Origin of the sequence: Bilifractor sp. LCP21S3_A7, from assembly GCF_052118825.1 — a bacterium.
Lineage (GTDB): Bacteria > Bacillota > Clostridia > Lachnospirales > Lachnospiraceae > Bilifractor.
Map to the genome: position 1 here is coordinate 282,676 of NZ_JBQKGL010000002.1, position 18,676 is coordinate 301,351.

General features: G+C 50.1%; 16 protein-coding genes and 1 other annotated feature. Of the genes, 4 read left to right on the forward strand and 12 right to left on the reverse strand.

All coding sequences use genetic code 11. The annotated features are described in order from the left end of the window. Nucleotides 1-52: 52 nt before the first annotated feature. Complete coding sequence (locus tag ACTQ1O_RS02960) at nt 53-592, forward strand: hypothetical protein (RefSeq protein ID WP_441486027.1); 540 nt, start codon at nt 53-55, stop codon at nt 590-592. 144 nt (nt 593-736) lie between these two features. Next, complete coding sequence (locus ACTQ1O_RS02965; RefSeq protein ID WP_441486028.1) at nt 737-2,173, forward strand: M20/M25/M40 family metallo-hydrolase; 1,437 nt, start codon at nt 737-739, stop codon at nt 2,171-2,173. A 410-nt stretch (nt 2,174-2,583) separates the two neighbouring features. Here the strand turns inward: ACTQ1O_RS02965 and alaS are convergent, their stop codons facing one another. The 6 genes from alaS to ACTQ1O_RS02995 form a co-directional block, all read right to left on the reverse strand. Beyond that, on the reverse strand, nt 2,584-5,310 hold the full coding sequence (alaS, locus tag ACTQ1O_RS02970; RefSeq protein WP_441486029.1) for an alanine--tRNA ligase: 2,727 nt from the start codon (nt 5,308-5,310) through the stop codon (nt 2,584-2,586). A 269-nt stretch (nt 5,311-5,579) separates the two neighbouring features. After that, a complete protein-coding gene (gene tyrS, locus ACTQ1O_RS02975) occupies nt 5,580-6,812 on the reverse strand; it encodes a tyrosine--tRNA ligase (RefSeq protein WP_441486030.1) in 1,233 nt (410 codons plus the stop codon). A 179-nt stretch (nt 6,813-6,991) separates the two neighbouring features. Next, nucleotides 6,992-7,300: a binding site (T-box leader), on the reverse strand. 143 nt (nt 7,301-7,443) lie between these two features. After that, entirely contained in the window at nt 7,444-9,951 is a 2,508-nt protein-coding gene (locus ACTQ1O_RS02980; RefSeq protein ID WP_441486031.1) for an excinuclease ABC subunit UvrA, read from the reverse strand. A 273-nt stretch (nt 9,952-10,224) separates the two neighbouring features. Continuing rightward, nucleotides 10,225-10,626, reverse strand: a complete 402-nt coding sequence (locus ACTQ1O_RS02985) for a winged helix-turn-helix domain-containing protein (protein ID WP_441486032.1) — start codon at nt 10,624-10,626, stop codon at nt 10,225-10,227. Further along, complete coding sequence (locus ACTQ1O_RS02990; protein WP_441486033.1) at nt 10,607-11,617, reverse strand: LacI family DNA-binding transcriptional regulator; 1,011 nt, start codon at nt 11,615-11,617, stop codon at nt 10,607-10,609. Before ACTQ1O_RS02990 ends, ACTQ1O_RS02985 begins: the two co-directional genes overlap by 20 nt. A gap of 12 nt (nt 11,618-11,629) precedes the next feature. Next, nucleotides 11,630-12,955, reverse strand: a complete 1,326-nt coding sequence (locus tag ACTQ1O_RS02995; RefSeq protein WP_441486034.1) for an MATE family efflux transporter — start codon at nt 12,953-12,955, stop codon at nt 11,630-11,632. 337 nt (nt 12,956-13,292) lie between these two features. Here ACTQ1O_RS02995 and ACTQ1O_RS03000 point away from each other — a divergent pair, with 337 nt between their 5' ends. Both ACTQ1O_RS03000 and ACTQ1O_RS03005 read left to right on the forward strand, forming a co-directional pair. Beyond that, the gene (locus ACTQ1O_RS03000) at nt 13,293-13,706 is read left to right on the forward strand and encodes a hypothetical protein (RefSeq protein ID WP_441486035.1); all 414 of its coding nucleotides are present in this window, start codon (nt 13,293-13,295) and stop codon (nt 13,704-13,706) included. A gap of 1 nt (nt 13,707) precedes the next feature. Then, entirely contained in the window at nt 13,708-13,917 is a 210-nt protein-coding gene (locus tag ACTQ1O_RS03005; RefSeq protein ID WP_441486036.1) for a helix-turn-helix transcriptional regulator, read from the forward strand. Between the two features lie 146 nt (nt 13,918-14,063). On the opposite strand, the gene ACTQ1O_RS03010 is transcribed toward ACTQ1O_RS03005, so the two are convergent. The 6 genes from ACTQ1O_RS03010 to ACTQ1O_RS03035 form a co-directional block, all read right to left on the reverse strand. After that, the gene (locus ACTQ1O_RS03010) at nt 14,064-14,321 is read right to left on the reverse strand and encodes a sulfurtransferase TusA family protein (RefSeq protein WP_441100314.1); all 258 of its coding nucleotides are present in this window, start codon (nt 14,319-14,321) and stop codon (nt 14,064-14,066) included. 60 nt (nt 14,322-14,381) lie between these two features. Next, nucleotides 14,382-15,320, reverse strand: a complete 939-nt coding sequence (locus tag ACTQ1O_RS03015; protein WP_441486037.1) for a 4Fe-4S binding protein — start codon at nt 15,318-15,320, stop codon at nt 14,382-14,384. A 120-nt stretch (nt 15,321-15,440) separates the two neighbouring features. Further along, nucleotides 15,441-15,854, reverse strand: coding sequence for a M67 family metallopeptidase (locus ACTQ1O_RS03020; RefSeq protein WP_441486080.1), 414 nt, complete (start codon nt 15,852-15,854; stop codon nt 15,441-15,443). A gap of 253 nt (nt 15,855-16,107) precedes the next feature. Then, a complete protein-coding gene (gene thiF, locus ACTQ1O_RS03025) occupies nt 16,108-16,926 on the reverse strand; it encodes a thiazole biosynthesis adenylyltransferase ThiF (RefSeq protein ID WP_441100316.1) in 819 nt (272 codons plus the stop codon). An 18-nt stretch (nt 16,927-16,944) separates the two neighbouring features. Next, nucleotides 16,945-17,154, reverse strand: coding sequence for a sulfur carrier protein ThiS (gene thiS, locus ACTQ1O_RS03030; protein ID WP_441486038.1), 210 nt, complete (start codon nt 17,152-17,154; stop codon nt 16,945-16,947). Between the two features lie 216 nt (nt 17,155-17,370). Beyond that, on the reverse strand, nt 17,371-18,597 hold the full coding sequence (locus tag ACTQ1O_RS03035; protein WP_441486039.1) for an O-acetylhomoserine aminocarboxypropyltransferase/cysteine synthase family protein: 1,227 nt from the start codon (nt 18,595-18,597) through the stop codon (nt 17,371-17,373). Nucleotides 18,598-18,676: the final 79 nt, after the last annotated feature.

Genomic DNA, 18,676 nt, shown 5'->3' on the forward strand with positions numbered 1-18,676 from the left:
CTATCTGCATGCCATGCCGGATCTTTCCGCTGCCGCCAAGGGCTTTCTCTCAGTGGGACTGATCTGGACCGTCTCAAGCGTCGTAGAGTTTCTGGTATATACGCCTATGCTTGGAGCCGGCGGCGGGTATCTGGCGTTTATGACTGGAAATCTGATCAACATGAAAATTCCATGCGCGATGAATGCGCGTGACATTGCAGGAACGAAGGCGGGTACAGTGGAGAATGAAATTATTTCCACGCTCTCAATTGCCACTTCCTCACTTGTGACAATCGCGGTTCTCGCACTCGGAGTTCTGCTGCTGCAGCCTCTGCAGCCGGTTCTGCAGAGTCAGACTCTCGCCCCTGCATTTGAGAACGTCGTTCCCGCACTGTTCGGCGCGATGGCATGGCAGTATTACCGCAAAAATCTTCGGCTTGCCATAATCCCTTTGGCTGGCATGACAGTTCTCTTTGTTTTTGTTCCATCCCTGACCGCACAGACGAGCATGATGATCCTTCCGTCCGGTGCGCTCTCTATTTTGCTGGCGTGGATGGAATACCGTAAGGGAACCATAAATTGCCGCAGGAAAAATGGCGGAAACGGTAAGTAAAACACTGAGGATTGAAAGGAATACGGCGAAAGCGGTAAGTAATATTCTGAGGAATGAAAATAAAACGGCGAAGGCGGTAAGTAAAATGTTGAAGCCTGAAAGAAATACGAAAAAGGAAAGAAAAAATGAAAGGAGTACGTCCTCATGAAACTGGTTCTTCTCGTAATTGCTGCCATTCTTCTCCTGCTGGCAGTTCTTTTGTGTGCAGCCTGGATTCATACTCTGCTTGTGCCACGGAAAACAGCGGATTATGTGCCGCATCCGGATGAAAAGCGTGCGCTGGAATATGCGCAGAAGCTTTCCCGCATGGTGGCCTGTGACACTACCTCGCATCAGGGTATGCACGACAGGGAAAAATTTCTCGGCTTCCAGAAACTGTTGGCGGAGATGTTCCCACTTGTGCACGAGAAGCTGGAAAAAACAGAAATTGACGGGAATCTCCTCTTTTATTGGGAAGGGAAAAAACATAATCGTCCGATTGTCCTGATGAGTCATCAGGATGTTGTGCCCGCAGAGGGAGACTGGATTCATCCTCCGTTCGCGGGCGACATCGCGGACGGGAAGGTGTGGGGACGCGGCGCATCCGATACGAAATGCTCTGTGATGGGCTTTTTTCAGGCTGTGGAGGAACTGCTTTCCGAGGGGTTCAGCCCGGAACAGGATGTCTGGCTCTCTTCCTCCTGCACGGAGGAATGGGCTGGTGACGGCTGCCCGAAGCTAGTGGATGAACTAAAACGAAGAGGTGTTCATCCCTATCTGGTCTGTGATGAGGGCGGTGGAATCATCACAGACCCGATCGGGGGCATTAAGGGAAATTTTGCTATGGTCGGCGTTTTTGAAAAGGGAAAGGCGGATGTAAAATTCACAGCAACGGGCAGAGGCGGACACGCAAGTGCCCCGTCAAAAGGTTCTCCCATTGCGAGGCTTGCAGCTTTTGAGAATGATGTAGAAACGCACAATCCCTTCCGGGTGAAGATGCTTCCGGAAGTCGCCGCGATGTTCCGGACACTGGGACCCTACGCTGGATTTGGTCTCCGGTATCTCTTCGAGAATCTCTGGCTCTTTAAGGGACTGCTGACACATGTCATGCCGTCCATTTCTGCTCAGGGAGCAGCCATGCTTCGAACAACGATTGCCTTTACCATGCAGTCTGGATCGGATGCGGTAAATGTCATCCCTCAGGAGGCTTCTGTGTCCGCGAACCTTCGGTTTATTCCTCACCAGGGAATGGAGGAAAGCCTCGCTCTCATTCAGAAACGGGCAGAAAAATACGGTCTGACCATGTCAGTCATGCACAAGAACGACTACACCCGCCCCATCGACATTCACGGAGAAGCATTCCGGATGTTTCAGGGTGTGATTTCGAAGACCTTTGATGGCATGACCGGAATTCCCTATGTGATGACAGGTGCTACTGATGCCCGCTGTTATCAGGAAATTTGCGACAATGTAGTACGGTTTGCACCGGTCATCTACGGACCGGAACAGATGAAGGGCATGCACGGAATTAACGAAAATATTGCGTACAACTGTCTGCCCGGATGTGTTGATTTTTACAAAAACCTGATACGCGCACAATGAGCACATTTTTTCCGACCCGTTAGCCCTATCCTGGTTCAAAAGTCAAGAGCATTGTTTTGACGGGAGCAGAATACTAACGGACAGAAGCAGAATTCCGGTTAACAGAATGAACTTTGAGCAGGCCATCATGAAACGAGATAAAACACGCTGCGCGAGTTTTATCTCGCTATCGCGACGCTCGCCGCACACGAATACTTCGCATTCGGCTGCGGCTCACTGTTCGCGTAAATCAAAAAAGCCAGCGCACCAGTCCCGTCGGGGAACAGTGTGCTGGCTTCAAAACTCGACAATCCAGCTTTGATAAATGAATCAGCACTGCATTGCGTTTGATCCCAGTCAGAATCCGAATCGTTCAGCATCATACAGATGACAGGCATATATCCGGTTCTGCGTTCTTAAGCGGTTCAGAATTACCGGATCTGTGCTTTCAGTACATTCTCGGCATCTGCAATGGCGTCGTTGATTCTGGTGGCATCCTTACCGCCGGCCTGTGCCATATTCGGGCGGCCGCCGCCTCCTCCACCGAGGATCTTTGCGGCAGAGCGGATGATGTTGCCTGCATGTGCGCCTTTTCCAACGGCAGTGTCATCCGCCATGCACATCAGGTTGACCTTTCCGCCGTTGTCTGCCAGAAGAAGGATGACGCTGCCGTCTCCCAGCTTTGTCTTCAGGCTGTCACCAAGATTCCTCAGCTCATCAGGATCTACATCCTTAAGAGCGGAGGCGACAAATTTCACGCCGTTGATGTCCTTTGCGTTTCCGGTGACATCGCCCAGGGCATTCTGTGCTTCCTTTGCCTTCAGCGACTCGTTCTCGCTGCGGGATGCCTTGAGTTCATCCTGAAGTTTCCGGATATGATCCGCGAGAGTGTCAGGGGTTGCCTTGAGGAGGGAAGCGGCATCCTTTAACTGTGCTTCCAGCTTCTCGTAATATTTCCTTACGTTGTCGCCGGTCAGTGCCTCGATCCGGCGGACGCCGGCAGCTACGCCGCTCTCGGACAGAATCTTGAACTGTCCGATCTGCAGGGTATTGGATACGTGGGTACCTCCGCAGAGCTCCGTTGAAAAGTCGCCCATGCGAACGACACGTACCTTATCGCCATATTTCTCACCGAAGAGCGCCATAGCACCACTCTTCTTCGCGTCGTCAAGACTCATGATTTCTGTCTTAACCGGAAGTCCTGCCTGGATCTTCTCGTTGACAAGATCTTCTACCTTCTTCAGCTCTTCCGGGGTCATTGCCTGGAAATGGCTGAAATCGAATCTGGTGCGGTCTGCGTCCTGGTAGGAGCCGGCCTGCTCTACATGGGTGCCGAGCACTTCACGGAGCGCCTTCTGGAGAAGGTGTGTCGCGCTGTGGTTGCGGCAGGTCGCCATGCGTTCTTTCTCATCGACCTTCAGTGTGACTGTGTCGCCCAGCTTGAACATGCCCTTTACGACCTTGCCGATGTGGGCAATCTTATTGCCGGCTACGTGTTCGGTCGCGGTTACCTGGAAGACGGCAGCTCCCTTTCCGAGCGCGGCAGCCTCATTGTCGTCGCTGCCGAGAACGATGGTTCCAATGTCGCCGACCTGTCCGCCCATCGTTCCGTAGAACGGTGTTTCAGCGGTGATAATCGCGCCGGACTGTCCGTCCGCGAGGGCTTCCACGATGGAGTCACTGTCCTCTTCCTCGCCTGCGAAGGCTGCCATTGCCACGATCCGGCTGTCTGCCTGTGTTTTGTCATAGCCGATAAACTCGGAGTTGATGGCTGGATCCATTTCCTCATAGATGGTCGCCGCTGCGCCCATGTAGGTCGAGGATTTTCCGGATTTCTTGCGGTCCTCGCGCGCGGTTTCCTTCTGCTTTTTCATTGCGGCGTTGAAGCCCGCTTCATCGACGGTATAGCCCTTTTCTTCCAGAATTTCTTTTGTATTATCAATGGGGAATCCGTAGGTATCGTAAAGCTTGAAGGCATTCTCACCGGAGAGCTCTTTTCTGCCGGCTGCCTCCAGTTCATCCTCCATGCTCTGAAGGATCTCCATGCCCTGCTCATAGGTTTTCTCGAATTTATCCTCTTCTGCCTGGATGACGTTCAGAATGAAATCTCTCTTTTCCTCCAGCTCCGGATAGCCGTCCTTCGAGCCCTCGATTACATTCTCTGCGAGCTTTGTCAGGAAGGGACCCTTGATGCCGAGCTTTCTTCCGTGACGGACCGCGCGGCGGATGATTCGGCGCAGAACATATCCGCGGCCGTTGTTGGACGGCATGATGCCATCGGAGATCATGAAGGTCATGGCTCTTGCGTGGTCGGTGCAGATGCGGACGGATACGTCGGTATCATGGGTGTCCGGCTGCTCATAGGCGATGCCTCCGGCAAGGGTGCATACGAGGTCGCGGAGTGATTTTACGGTATCGACATCGAACAGGGAGCCGACGCCCTGAACGGCAACCGCGAGACGCTCAAGTCCCATTCCGGTATCGATGTTCTTCTGTACGAGGTCGGTGTAATTGCCGTGTCCGTCGTTGTTGAACTGAGAGAAAACGACGTTCCATACTTCCATGAAGCGGTCGCCCTCTCCGCCCATGACATCCTCCGGTCCGTTTCCGAATTCGGGACCTCTGTCATAGTAAATCTCTGTACAGGGACCGCAGGGGCCGGAGCCGTGCTCCCAGAAGTTATCCTCCTTGCCGAATTTGTAGATGCGCTCTGCAGGGATGTGCATGTCATTGAGCCAGATATTGTAGGACTCATCGTCTTTTTCATATACGGAGGGATACAGTCTGTCCGCGTCGAGACCGACAACCTCGGTCAGGAATTCCCACGCCCACGGAATCGCCTCTTTCTTGAAGTAGTCTCCGAAGGAGAAGTTTCCGAGCATCTCGAAGTACGTGCCGTGACGGGCGGTTTTTCCGACGTTTTCCAGATCACCGGTACGGATGCATTTCTGACAGGTGGTAACTCTTCTTCTCGGCGGAATCTCCTGCCCGGTGAACCAGGGCTTCATCGGAGCCATGCCGGAGTTGATGATCAGAAGGGAATTGTCATTGTGCGGAACGAGTGAAAAACTGTTCAGCCTCAGACAGCCCTTTGATTCAAAAAATGAAAGGAACATCTCACGGAGTTCGTTGACTCCGTATTTTTTCTTTGGTGCCATAACTGCTTCCTCCTGCTTTCGTGAACTCTGCAGTTGTCCACGAACTGTTTATTGTGAAAAATCCGTACGAAACTGCCCGTCGGCAGCACGTACGGAATTAATCTTACCACTATATGAACTTCATCGCAATCCCAAGCTTCTGCACAAGAAGTGCGTCTATAAGCGTCTATAAGCTTCGGTCAAATGGGAAAGTGCGGGCTCTTCGAAAACGCAGACAGGCATGTCACGCCGCACGCGAAAGAGCTTGGAAGTGATTCCCGCATTGTCGTTTATTCGACAACTACTTTCTTGATATTCTTCTTGCCCTTCTTGATCAGGAGACCCTCTGCGGGGATATCCGTCTTCTTCACTTCGTATTTGAAGTCATCGATCTTGCTCTCGCCGACGGTAATGCTGTGATCCTTGGTGATGGCGCGGCGCGCGTCGGAGCGGGAACCGCACTGTTCGGTTTTTACGAGGAGACTGATGATATCAATGGCATCGTTTTCGTTAAAGTCATCCTGAGTGAGGACAACGGAGGGAACGGTGTCGAGACTTCCGGCACCCTTGAAGACTGCCTCGGCTCCTGCCTGTGCTTTTTTCGCCTCGTCCTCTCCGTGTACCAGAGAGGTGAGCTCATATGCCAGGATTGATTTTGCCTCGTTCAGCTTGCTGCCCTCCCATTTATCCATCTCATCGATCTGTTCCAGCGGAAGGAAGGTCATCATGCGGAGAAATTTCAGTACGTCAGAGTCGTCAACATTTCTCCAGTACTGGTAGAAGTCATAAGGCTTGTATTTGTCCGGATCGAGCCATACAGCGCCGCCCGCGGTCTTGCCCATCTTTGTTCCGTCATGCTTCAGAAGCAGAGAAATGGTCATGGCATAGGCGTCCTTGTTCAGCTTCTTGCGGATGAGGTTGATGCCGCCGAGCATGTTGGACCACTGATCATCGCCGCCGAACTGCATCTGGCAGCCGTAATCCTGGTACAGTCTGTAGAAGTCGTAGCTCTGCATCAACATATAGGAAAATTCAAGGAAGGAAAGTCCGGTCTGCATGCGGTTGACATAGCAGCGCGCGCGGAGCATTTCGTTTACATTGAACTGAGATCCGATGTCACGCATGAAATCCAGGAAGTTCAGATCACGGAGCCAGTCCGCATTGTTGACGATCTGTGCCTTTCCTTCGCCAAATTCGATGAAGCGGGACATCTGCTTCTTGAAGCATTCTACGTTGTGATCAATCATATCAACGGTCATCATCTTCCGCATGTCGGTGCGGCCGGAGGGGTCGCCGATCATCGCAGTGCCTCCGCCGACAAGGGCGATCGGCTTGTTGCCCGCCGCCTGAAGTCTCTTCATCAGCAGCAGGGCCATGAAATGGCCGACATGCAGGGAATCAGCGGTCGGATCAAAGCCGATATAAAAGGTGGCTTTTCCCTGATTGATGAGATCGGCGATTTCCTTTTCGTCTGTGAGCTGCGCGAGCAGTCCGCGCGCCTGAAGTTCTTCGTAAAGTGTCATTGTTCTGCTATTCTCCTTTTCTGTTTGATTCCGCTGGCTGGTCCTTCCGTTGGGAAATGAGGTGCACAGCGAATGTGCGCGATGTGTCCGGTTCTCCGGTACGGACAGAGCTTTTCACTTTGGTGTGGCTTTCGGGTCTATTCAATGCATAAAAAAACTCCCGTCCCGAACCGTAATTCATTCAGGACGAAAGCTTAAAATTCTTCCGTGGTACCACCTAATTTCACGGGTATCTCACGATATCCGCCTCCTGGAGTATCTGTGCGCTGTTATTATGAAATAAAACAGCCTGAACATGGAGTGCATGGACATGAAAAGCAAATACTCCGGCGTTTATAACGTGCGCCACTACGCTGCAGCCTACTGTAAATGTTTCAGTGCAGAGCTCGGGGATGTATTCGTGAAAAAACTCTTCCTGCGCCTCTCACCTGCCGGCAGCTCTCTGAAGGATTCTGTTCTTTCCTACTTGTTCCCGTCATTGCCTGTTGTTATGAAATTGATCATGCTTTGGAGTATATAGAGTTCGCGGGACAAAGTCAAGACATTTGGTTATTCGGCGGCGCTTCTTTCTCAATTGCAAAACTAAATGCCATCTGGGGGGAATTTAGTTTTGCAATTTTGCAATTGAGAGTTATATATACTGCCCGGTAATGCTTTCACCTGTCTGTTTGATTTCATCCGGTGTCCCGAAGGCAACGATCCTGCCGCCTTCCTTTCCGCCGCCAGGACCCATGTCGATGATGTAATCGGCATTCTTAATGACATCAAGGTCATGCTCTATGACAATGACCGTTGCTCCATGGTCGATCAAAGTCTGAAAAACATGCAGCAGTGTCCTCACATCCTTCGGATGCAGGCCGATTGTCGGTTCATCAAAAACAAACACAGAGTCGCTCTGGCCCTTTCCCATCTCGCTGGCCAGCTTTAAACGCTGCGCTTCGCCGCCGGAAAGTCCCGGTGTTTCCTCTCCGAGGGTCAGATAGCCGAGTCCTAAGTCGTGCAGTACCTGCAGGCGCTGCTGCAGGAGTTTAAGCCCGCCAAGCGCATGCAGCACCTGGTCCACACTCATATTCATGAGCTCCGGCAGACTGTATTCGTTACCGTCCTTTGCCTTCCTGCGAATATCAAAAGCCTCTCTGCTGTACCGGGAGCCGCGGCAGTCCGGGCAGGGAATCTTCACGTCAGGCAGAAACTGGACGTCCAGGGAAATTTCCCCCGTTCCGTCACAGGTCGGACAGCGGAGCTTCCCCGTATTATAAGAAAAGTCTCCCGCCTTAAAGGAGCGTTCTTTTGCGTCCTTTGTCTTCGCGTAAACTTTTCGGAGCCCATCATGGACATTCGCGTACGTCGCCACGGTTGAGCGCACATTAATGCCGATCGGTGTCGCATCGATCAGCTTGACCTGTGTGATGCCTTCTGCCTCGATATTTTTTACATGTACCGGAAGTTTCTGCCTGTTGATTTTTGCCCTGAGTGCCGGAATCAGGCTTTCAAGCACCATGGTCGTCTTTCCCGAACCGGAAACGCCCGTCACCACGGTGAGCCGCCCCATCGGGATCCGCACATCCAGTGGATGTACGGTGTGAATTTTCCCTGTTTCCAGATGTATGACACCTTTCTCAAACATCGAAGCCTTCTGCAGCACCGGACGAATCCTTGCTTCATATTGATCGGAGAGGTATGGCCCGATGACGGATTCGGGATTTTTGGAGATATCCTCGATGCTCCCCTCCGCAATAACCGTTCCGCCGTCCGCGCCGGCGCCCCTGCCCATCTCTATCATCCAGTCGGCATGCTTTAGAACCTGCGTGTCATGATCGACAATGATGACGGAATTTCCATCCGTCCGCAGATCGTCCATCACGCCGGTCAGACCTTTGAGATTGTAAGGGTGCAGGCCGATCGACGGCTCATCGAGAACATAGAGCACGCCTGTCGTGCGGTTGCGCACTGCCCTCGCGAGCTGCACACGCTGCCTTTCCCCGGTGGAAAGCGTTGAGGCCGCTCTGTCAAGAGAAAGATAGCCAAGCCCCAGATCCATCAGCCGCTTTGAGACGTCCAGGAAGGATTCACAGATATTTTCTGCCATGGGACGCATCTCTTCCGGCAAAGAAGCCGGAACGCCCTTCACCCAGGGAATCAGTTCTGAGAGCGTCATGGCTGTGGCTTCATCCAGCCCTATCCCTCGAAGCCTGGGCGCGCGGGCGGCTTCTGAAAGTCTGGTTCCGCGGCAATCCGGGCAGACATCCTCTTCCAGATATTTTTCGAGCCGCTTCATTCCCTTCTCGTCCTTGACCTTGGCAAGGGAATTCTTCACGGAATTAACCGCACTGTAATAATTAAAATCCATATCCGCCGGTTCAAGCGTGTTCGGATTGATGTAGTGGATGTGGTGCTTTTTCAGCTCGCCGTGATAGACAATCTCCTTTTCCCCGGGTGTCAGATCACGGAACGGAACATCCGTCCGGACACCCATCGTGCGCACGATATCCTTCATCAGCGACCACATGAGCGTCCCCCAGACAACGACCGCACCTTCGTCAATGGTCTTGGAATCATCCGGCACCAGGGCTGCCTCATTCACAGTCTGGACGACTCCTGTTCCGCCGCAGGTCTTGCAGGCGCCGGTGCTGTTGAAGGCAAGCTCTTCTGCTCCGGGACCGTAGAATTTCGCGCCGCAGCCCGGGCAGGTGATTTCCTGCATGGCCGCAACGGAAAGAGATGGCGGACAGTAATGTCCGTTTGGACAGCGGTGGCTCGCAAGCCGCGAAAACATCAGCCGCAGACTATTGAGCAGCTCCGAAAGTGTTCCGAATGTACTGCGGATACCGGGAACTCCGGGCCGCTGGCGCAGTGCAAGCGCCGCCGGCACGTAGCGGACATCATCCACATCCGCTCTTTCCGCCTGCGTCATCCTCCGGCGCGTATAGGTAGAGAGAGATTCCAAATATCTGCGGGATCCCTCCGCATACAGCGCGCCAAGTGCAAGCGAGGATTTTCCCGATCCGGAGACCCCGGTAATCGCCACGATCTCATTAAGCGGGACATCTACATTGATATTCTTGAGATTATGAACCTTCGCGCCGCGTATTTCGATGTACTTTGGCAACATCTTCCTCTGTTTGATTTCACTGGACATAACAATGACCTCTATGCCTTTCTGGTCCCCTATTTTTATTTACGCGAACAGTGAGCCGCAGCCGAATGCGAAGTATTCGTGTGCGGCGAGCGTCGCGATAGCGAGATAAAACTCGCGCAGCGTGTTTTATCTCGTTCCTGATAGTTGTGTTGTTCTTTGTATCCATTATCATACTGTATTTCAATTTAATATCAAGTAAGCAGATTTTTCTAACATGGTATCTTTTGTGATACTATCTCAAAAGCCTCCGGCAATGTCAGGGATTTTTGACCGTTACTCAACGGGAAAAGAGTACAAAAAAGCACTGTCTGATTCAATTGCTAAACTGATCTCCCAATGTCCGTGATTTCCGCTTCCAACGTAATGTAATTCATCCATTTTGTTAATTATCCTTCGAAGAGAACGGAGACTGATGGATAACTTTTCCGCCATTACTTTCCGGGTAATTCTGTTATTTGACTTCACCATTGAGAGAATGCCAGATTCATAGGATTCTCTTATTTTTTCTTCATCGTGAGTGCCATCGTAAGTGCCACCGTGAATGACATTGGCACTCAAGCCTGTCCCCCAGCCTTCTCCGCAGCGACGGTGGAATCTTACCGTAAATCCATCATCGTCCCCACGATATTCCACTTTGCAGCCGGCTTTATTCCTTTCAATATGATCTTCTTCCACAGCTCATCCGCGGAACGAACTGTACCGGAATTTTGTCCGTTACAGAATAACTTCTGTCTGTTTTCATCCGATCCAGATACTCCACTGCTTTTCCCGCGCGCAAAAACACATCCTGCCGGACGGATGATAACTGCGGCATGACATTTCTACATAACTCCATGTCGTCAAATCCCACAACCCAGATATCTTCCGGGACGCGTATCCCCGCGTGAATCAGAAAGTACATAATTTCAACCGCATAATAATCCGATGCAGCAAATACCGAATCATAATCCTGAAATACCGGTAAGATATCCTGATAATGTGCCTGTCTTTCTTTTTTACTCATAGGCACTTCCAGAAAATCAGCTGTTCTTCCATAACCGGAGCAAAGACCCTCATATCTGTCAAAATCCGGTTTCAGCCGGTTATCCGCGATAAATAATATCTTCTCTCTGCCGTTTTCCCTGAAGAACGCGCCGACCTGCCTTCCTCCGTCATAATCATCCAGCATCAGATTGCAGATGTTTCTGTCATTCTGAAAGAAGCCGTCATATACAACAAACGGTATCCTGATGCGGTCACGAAGTTTCTGATACTCATCTTCGCAGAAACCCATGATTACCATCCCATCCATATTCCACATCGATGCGAAGGGGACAATATCCATGATGTCGTTTGTCTTCTTCAGCATCAAAAAATATCCATGGCTTTCCAGCGCATCGGATAACGCATTGACTGCGCCGCTGACGAACGGGTCTTCCAGAACATGTCCTTCATATTTCGGATGATTGTTTACGACCACTCCGACAATTCTCGAATTGTTCTGCGAAAGGAGCGTCGCGGCCATATTCGGAATATATCCTCTTTCAACGAGTTTTTCCTGCACACGTCTGACCGTTGCGTCGGATATCTTTTTTGTTTTGCCGTGGATAACATTGGAAACCGTCGCTGTACTGACGCCTAATTCATCTGCAATATCAATAATCCGGATCTTCTTTTCATCCCACATATTCATCTCCGATTATTGTAGTGTATGCATCCATTTTCTGCTTCTGAACATAATAACAGATACGATCAGACGGACCAGTTCTTCCTGCGATAAAATAAAGTAGACCCAGATAACCGGCAGCTTTAAATACAGTCCTGTAAGCAGTGCCAGAGGTACGCCGATCAGCCAGGTTCCCATCATGTCAATCATCATGACATACTTTGTTTTTCCGCCGCTTCGGATGATTCCGCCTCCCAGTATCATATTCTGTACCTTCACAGGCATCAGGATCGCAAATGCTGCCATAATATCTGCGCCAATTCCGCGAACATCTCCTGATACGTTGAACAGCTGAACATACGGATTTCTGATCAAAATCAATAACAGCGTGAAGACCAGTGATCCGGCTACTCCAAGACCGCATAGCTTTTTGGAATCCTCATAAGCAGCATCATATTCCCTGCTGCCCAGCCTTTTGCCGATCAGAATCCCGGCTGCCTGAGACAGGCCACTTAATGCTCCCATGGTCAGGCCTTGAACAGCGCCCGTCAACGACATTCCTGCCAGTTCATTAGTCCCCATATGCCCATAAACATATGTGTATACGCTTTGTCCCACGGACCAGAAAAACTCATTCAAAACAATCGGCAGAAGCATCAGAAAGTACTGCGAATATCCTGCCTTTCCAAGGCTTAACGAAATACGAATCCGCCCATATAATCTGCAAAAACACAGGATGGAAATCAGTGCTCCTGCTGCCTGGGATATGACACTCGCATATGCGGCACCTGCTATTCCAAGACGCGGCGCGCCAAAATTTCCAAATATAAAGCAGTAGTTTAAAACTGTATTGAGCAAAGCAGAAAAAATGCCGATATAAAGTGGCCAGGTTGATTTGTCCCGGCATCGCAGCGCCGTCCCCAGAATGTTACAGATCCCCAGCGGAATGAATGTCCATGAGATAATCCCGAGATATGTGCTGCCCTCTGCGATTACCTGCTCTTCTTCCGTAAACATTCCCACGAACGGATTCTGGAAAAGGCTGAAAACAGATAGAAAGGTAAGCCCGGTTAATATCATCACCAGAAAATTGATACAGATGCTCTTTTCCTCTGCTTTTCTGTTGTGGTTGCCAATGTACTGCGAGATCATGATTCCTGTGATCGTACTGATTGCTCCAATGACAAACGCATAAATAAAACTGGGCTTTCCGGCAATTTCAACCGCAGCAACACTTTTATCTCCAAGCTGACCGACCATGATCTGATCGACCATGGAAAAGGAAGACTGCAGCATGGATTGTAATGCCACCGGCATGGAGATGCGCAGCACATCTTGTAAAAATCTTTTATCTGACATGGGGTTTCTCCTTTACGCTTTTGTTCCATAGTATTTAAAAAAAGCTCATTCCACAATAGGTTAATCGCGTAACCCGCATATAATAATGTCTTTTTGCGCTCTTATAATTTGCAACTTCCTGTAATCCTTGTAACGGTTTAAGGCCTCACTTCTTAACAATTAAACAATTCTTTCAGAATCAGACACACTCATCAAGTCCTCATAGCTGTCAATCGCGGTCTGGAAACTGTATATCTGAATATACAAAGTGAATTATTTATCACATTTATTGTTGACAAGTAATTTTGATGTGATATATTTATAACACAAGTGACAAATATATCACACAGGAGGCATTATGAATAAAAAAGTCAGTATTACAGAATTGATGACAGAAACTGCAGTTCTTACCATTGGTTTGACATTCTACTATTGGTGCTGGGTAAGAACGGATTGGAAAGAATCCTACACGTATATTCAAAATGCTGTCGCAGGAGGGATCATATGTATTATTTTCCTGATATCATACAGAGTCCGGAAATTTCACAAAGAGCCCATCGATGAGCTTGCAAGAGCAAATTTAAAAAGATGTGACTCCATCTGTCTGAAAATATTTGCAGCAGCAATGGTTTTGACTGCATTTATTGGCGGCACATTGGGGCATGTAGCTAATACTGCATCTTTCATGGGCTGGGTTATTATGATTTCGCTGATCATCATTTCCATACTGCGAATTATCATTTTCAAGGTAATGGATCAGAAGGGAGTATGAGGTGGCACTTATTACAAAAATAAAAGAATTCCGTGAAAAAGCAGGATTAACGCAGGCGGATCTCGCGGAGAAAGTTGGTGCCCGGAGGGAGACAATTGTTCATCTGGAAAACGGTAAATATAATCCCTCATTAAAGCTGGCAATGGATATTGCAAGAGTATTTGACGTTACTGTCGAGGAATTATTCACCTTCACAGACGGAGGTAAATAGGTGGTTCCGTTTTCAGGCAAAAAGGGTGGTCGGTAAACGCCGAATCTTTTTTTGAAAAATGTACTCACGAGGCATAGAAAAAGTCCGAAAACCCAGTATTCCGGGTTCCGGACTTTCAATATTTATTCCAGCTCAATGATGAGCTGTTAGTCTTCAACCTTGCGGACGAGGAGATCGTAGGTTCCGTCTTCGTTATCGATGAGCTTCAGAATCTTGTGGCCTTCTTCTTTAATGCTTCTCGGCACGTTCTGCACCGGCTCTCCGTCATTCATATGAACAGAGAGAACCTGACCGTCGTCCAGCTCCTCGAGGGCAACCTTTGCTTTTACAAAAGTAACCGGACAGACTACATCTGTGATGTCTACCGTTTCGTCAACCTGAATTCCGTCGATTTCCTTTGCCATTTGTCTTTCCTCCTGCGGATAAAATATGGATCCTGTGTATCTGTTTCGGATTGTCCGGAATTATTTCTGAAGATCGGTTCTGAGCTTCCAGTCAGAGAGCTCAAGAGGCTCGGATGCTTCTTTTTTTGCGGATTCTTCGCTCTTGGCGAAGGTCTCCCGGATCAACTCGTCGAATTTGTCCTGACCGTATCTGTCGATAGCAAACTGAAGTCGGTCTCCCGGCTGCGCGTTATCGTGGAAGAAGCGGATGACGGTGTCGCAGATCTGGATCAGCTTGTCATGGCTCTCAAAGAACGGTACAAGCTGTCTTCCCTTGTGAAAATGGTTGCCGAACATACCGCCGAAGGACATGATATATCCGGGATGCTCTTCATAGGCATCTGCAGGGCATGCCTTCGCACATCTTCCACAGTTTGTGCATTTGTCACGGTCGATGGTGATTTTACCGTCGGCAAGTGTTATTGCGTTTTCGCGGCAGGCCTTGACGCATACGCCGCAGGCGATGCAGTTGTCCTCGATCCACTCGACGCGCTCGGCTCCCTTGATGCCGATATCATTTTCTTCTGTTTTCAGGCAGTTATTCTGACATCCGGTCACACCGAACTTGAATTTTCCCGGAAGTTCCTTCGCAAAATATCTCTCGTCGATTTCCTGGGCCAGGGCGTAGGTATCTATGCAGGCAGAGGGACAGGTTGCGCTGCCCTGGCATGCAGTGGTGGTACGTACACGCGGGCCGCAGACAGACGGCTGTACGCCGTATTTTGCGAGCTCCGCCTTGATCGCCTCAATATCCTCGAGCTTCATCCACGGGATTTCCAGTGACTGACGGGCTGTGAGATGGACGTATCCGTGGCCGTATTTTTTTGCGACGAGTGAAACGCCTGCCATCTGTTCATCTGTCAGATATCCGCCGGTCACGTGAATACGGAGGGCAAAATAGTTTTTCTGTTTCTGCCTCATCCATCCGCCTTTTTTTAATGTTGCGTAATCTGTAGCCATATTTGACTTGTACCTCCTCGTATCTTCCGAAGTGCCGGAAGCTGTTATTTACACGAACTGTGACCGCCTGACGCATGTGAGATAAAATATGCGGCCGCGGGTTTCCTGTTTTTCCGGTAATCATCCGGAAATGATTTCGAGAGCCTCTGGTGTGGATACGCCGTTTTCCACATGAAAGCTGTGCAGCACCGGATGTTCATTGTCCATCAGCGACAGGATCAGGTAGCTTGCGGTATGGTCGAAGGATGCCAGACGGATATCCTCTGCCGATGAGCGAGACGGCGTTTCCGGGTGGGAGTGCCAGTTGCCGAGGGGCTTCAGATGATGCTTCCGCATATCGACGACTGCCTTCAGATGTTCTCCCGGGTCCAGAGAAAAATGAACATTTGTGTGATCCCGGTTTTCCAGAAGGTATACCTTGCGGATCTCGCGAATCTCAACCTTTGCGTCGGGGTCGGTGTCATCGATATGATCAATCCCGGCAATGAGTCCGCAGGCCTCTTCGGGCCATACGGAGCGCGCGTGGGAAAGCATCTTCTCGTAATCGCTTTTTCTGATTGTAACCTTCAAACCGCAAACCTCCTGCATGTCAAGCCATATCGACAGGCTCTGTCAGAGTAAATACCTGATGAATCGGAAATCTGTGTCTGGGCAAATCTCTGATAAACCGGGAATCTGTGTCTGAGCTAATTATCTTGTGATCTGATCTTTTGTGTCAGGGTATTTCCAGGGATAGGATTATCCGTGCCGGATATTTACCAGAAAACTCAGACATTCCGCGCGGCGGTCAGTTCTGTCCCGGTTTCCACTCGCACTGTGCCTGCTCGTAATCGATGAGCTTTGTGATGGTCGGGTGGTCGGAGCATACCGCGCATCCATCTCCTCGGGGCGGGAGCTTGATTGTGTGGAATTCGCCCTTCAGACCGTCAAAGGTCAGAAGTCTGCCGACCAGCAGGTCTCCGACACCTGTGATATATTTTACTGCTTCGAGTGCCTGCAGGGAACCTATGATTCCACCCATGGCACCGATGACTCCGGCCTGTTTGCAGGTCGGAACGGCGTCCTTCGGAGGCATCTCCTTAAATACACAGCGGTAGCAGGGGCCCTGGTGAGGAACGACTGTCATGAGCTGCCCCTTGAAGCGGATGATTCCCGCGTGAGAAAAGGGCTTATCCGCCATGACGCAGGCATCGTTGATCAGGAATTTTGCGGGAAAATTGTCGGTTCCGTCGATGACAAAATCGTAGTCGCGGATGATGTCCATGATGTTTTTGCTGGTGATGAAGTCATGGTAGGTCTGAACCTCGACGTCCGGGTTGATGGCATTCATGGTTTCCTTTGCGGATTCCACCTTCGGCTTTCCGATGTCATTTGTAGTATGAATGACCTGTCTCTGAAGGTTGGAGAGATCAACATTATCGGCGTCGGCGATGCCGATTTTTCCGACACCGGCAGCAGCGAGATACATGGCTGCCGGTGCTCCGAGTCCGCCTGCACCGATGATCAGAACGCTTCCGTTCAGAAGCTTTTTCTGGCCCTTTACACCGATTTCTTTTAAGATAATATGTCTGGAATAACGCTCCAGCTGCTCATTTGTGAATGGCATTTTCCTTATCCTCCTGTCTTACATGCATCCGCCGCCCATGAAATAGAGGAATTCAACGACATCGCCCTCCTTCAGGTGTGTGGTGTCGAAGTCTGATTTCTGGGCAAACTCTTCGTTTACGGAGACACTTACGTATTCCGGCGTCTCCACGTTCTCCTGGCTGATCAGTTCTGAGATAGTAATGTCGTCCTTTACTTCCTTGGTTTCTCCGGATACTGTGATTTTCATTTTTCTGTACTCCTTATCCTCTTTATTTTTTATCCTTTTTGATCGTGTAGATACCTTGAGTAAACGGTAATCTCTTTTGATGGTGTAAATGTCTTGAGTAAACGTTTTCCCTGTTGAGCATAGTGTAAAAGTCCTGAGTAAACGGTAAGCCATTTGATATTGTAAATACCTTGTACAAACTTTGACTCCCTCGTGTGCTTCAGGATGTGTCGGACATCAGGAATTGCGGATCGCTTCGGTGAAATCGTCGATCAGGTCGTCTATGTTCTCGATTCCTACGCTGACGCGAATGGTGTCATCAAAGACTCCGGCGGATTCCTTCTGCTCTTTTGTACTTCTGATGTAGAGCGTGGAATCGGGATGGATGGCCAGCGTGCGGATATCTCCGATATTACTGGCGATCACCGCGTATTTCAGGCTGTTGAGAATTCGGAAAGCCCGTTCTCTGCTTCCTGTCCGGAAGGTGAGAATGCCGCCGCCGAAGCCCTTGAGCTGTGTGCGGCAAAGGTCTCTGTCAGGGCTGCTCTCAAGCAGCGGATAGTTGACCTTGATTCCATCGATGCCGTTCAGGGCTTCCGCCAGCCTGCTGGCGTTGCTGCAGATTCTCTCCATACGCAGCCCCAGAGTCTCGAGTCCGGCGATGTTCAAAAAGGCATTCGCCGGAGACAGGCAGCTTCCCATATTTTCCCAGATATCTGTGCGCAGGCGGATGGTATAAGCCAGATTTCCAAATTTCCGGTAGCCGTCAAGTGCCCGGAAACGGTCGAAATCCCATTTGAATTTTGCGGAATCTATGATGACACCGCTGATGGCATTCCCGTATCCGTTGATGTATTTGGAGGATGAATGAACCACGATGTCTGCTCCAAGAGAGATCGGATTCACCAGGTAGGGAGTCGCAGTCGTCGAATCCGTCATCAGGGGGATTCCGTGTGCATGCGCAAAATCAGCAACCTTCCGGATATCAAGCACCCGAAGTCCCGGGTTCCCGATCACCTCACTGTAGATCAGCCTTGTGTGACTGGTAATCAGTGGTTCGATTTCTTCCGGGGTGACGTGATTGACAAAATGTGTGGTGATTCCGAACTTTGTAAGGTCCTCGAAGAGGTCGATGGAGCCTCCGTAAAGGCCGCTTCCCGCGATAATCTCATCTCCCGCGCAGAGCATATTCAGCAGAGCAAGGGTAATCGCGGACATGCCGGATGAGCAGGCAATGCATGCATTGCCACCTTCGAGCTCATTGATTCTCTGCTCAAAGGCAGCAACTGTCGGATTGCCTACTCTGCTGTATGCAAAACCGGCGGCTTTGTGCTGAAATACCTTTGCCTGCTCTTCTGCTGTGTCGAATCGGAAAGCAGTTACCTGAGAGATCGGAGGAAGGATTGCGCTGTCAGGATACTTGCGGACAGCTTTTCCATGAAGAAGCCTGGTGTTAAATTCCATTAGTGATCCTCGCCTTTTTATTATACTACAATTCCTATTTATATAGTATGAAATATGTTGAGTAAATTCTACACTTGTT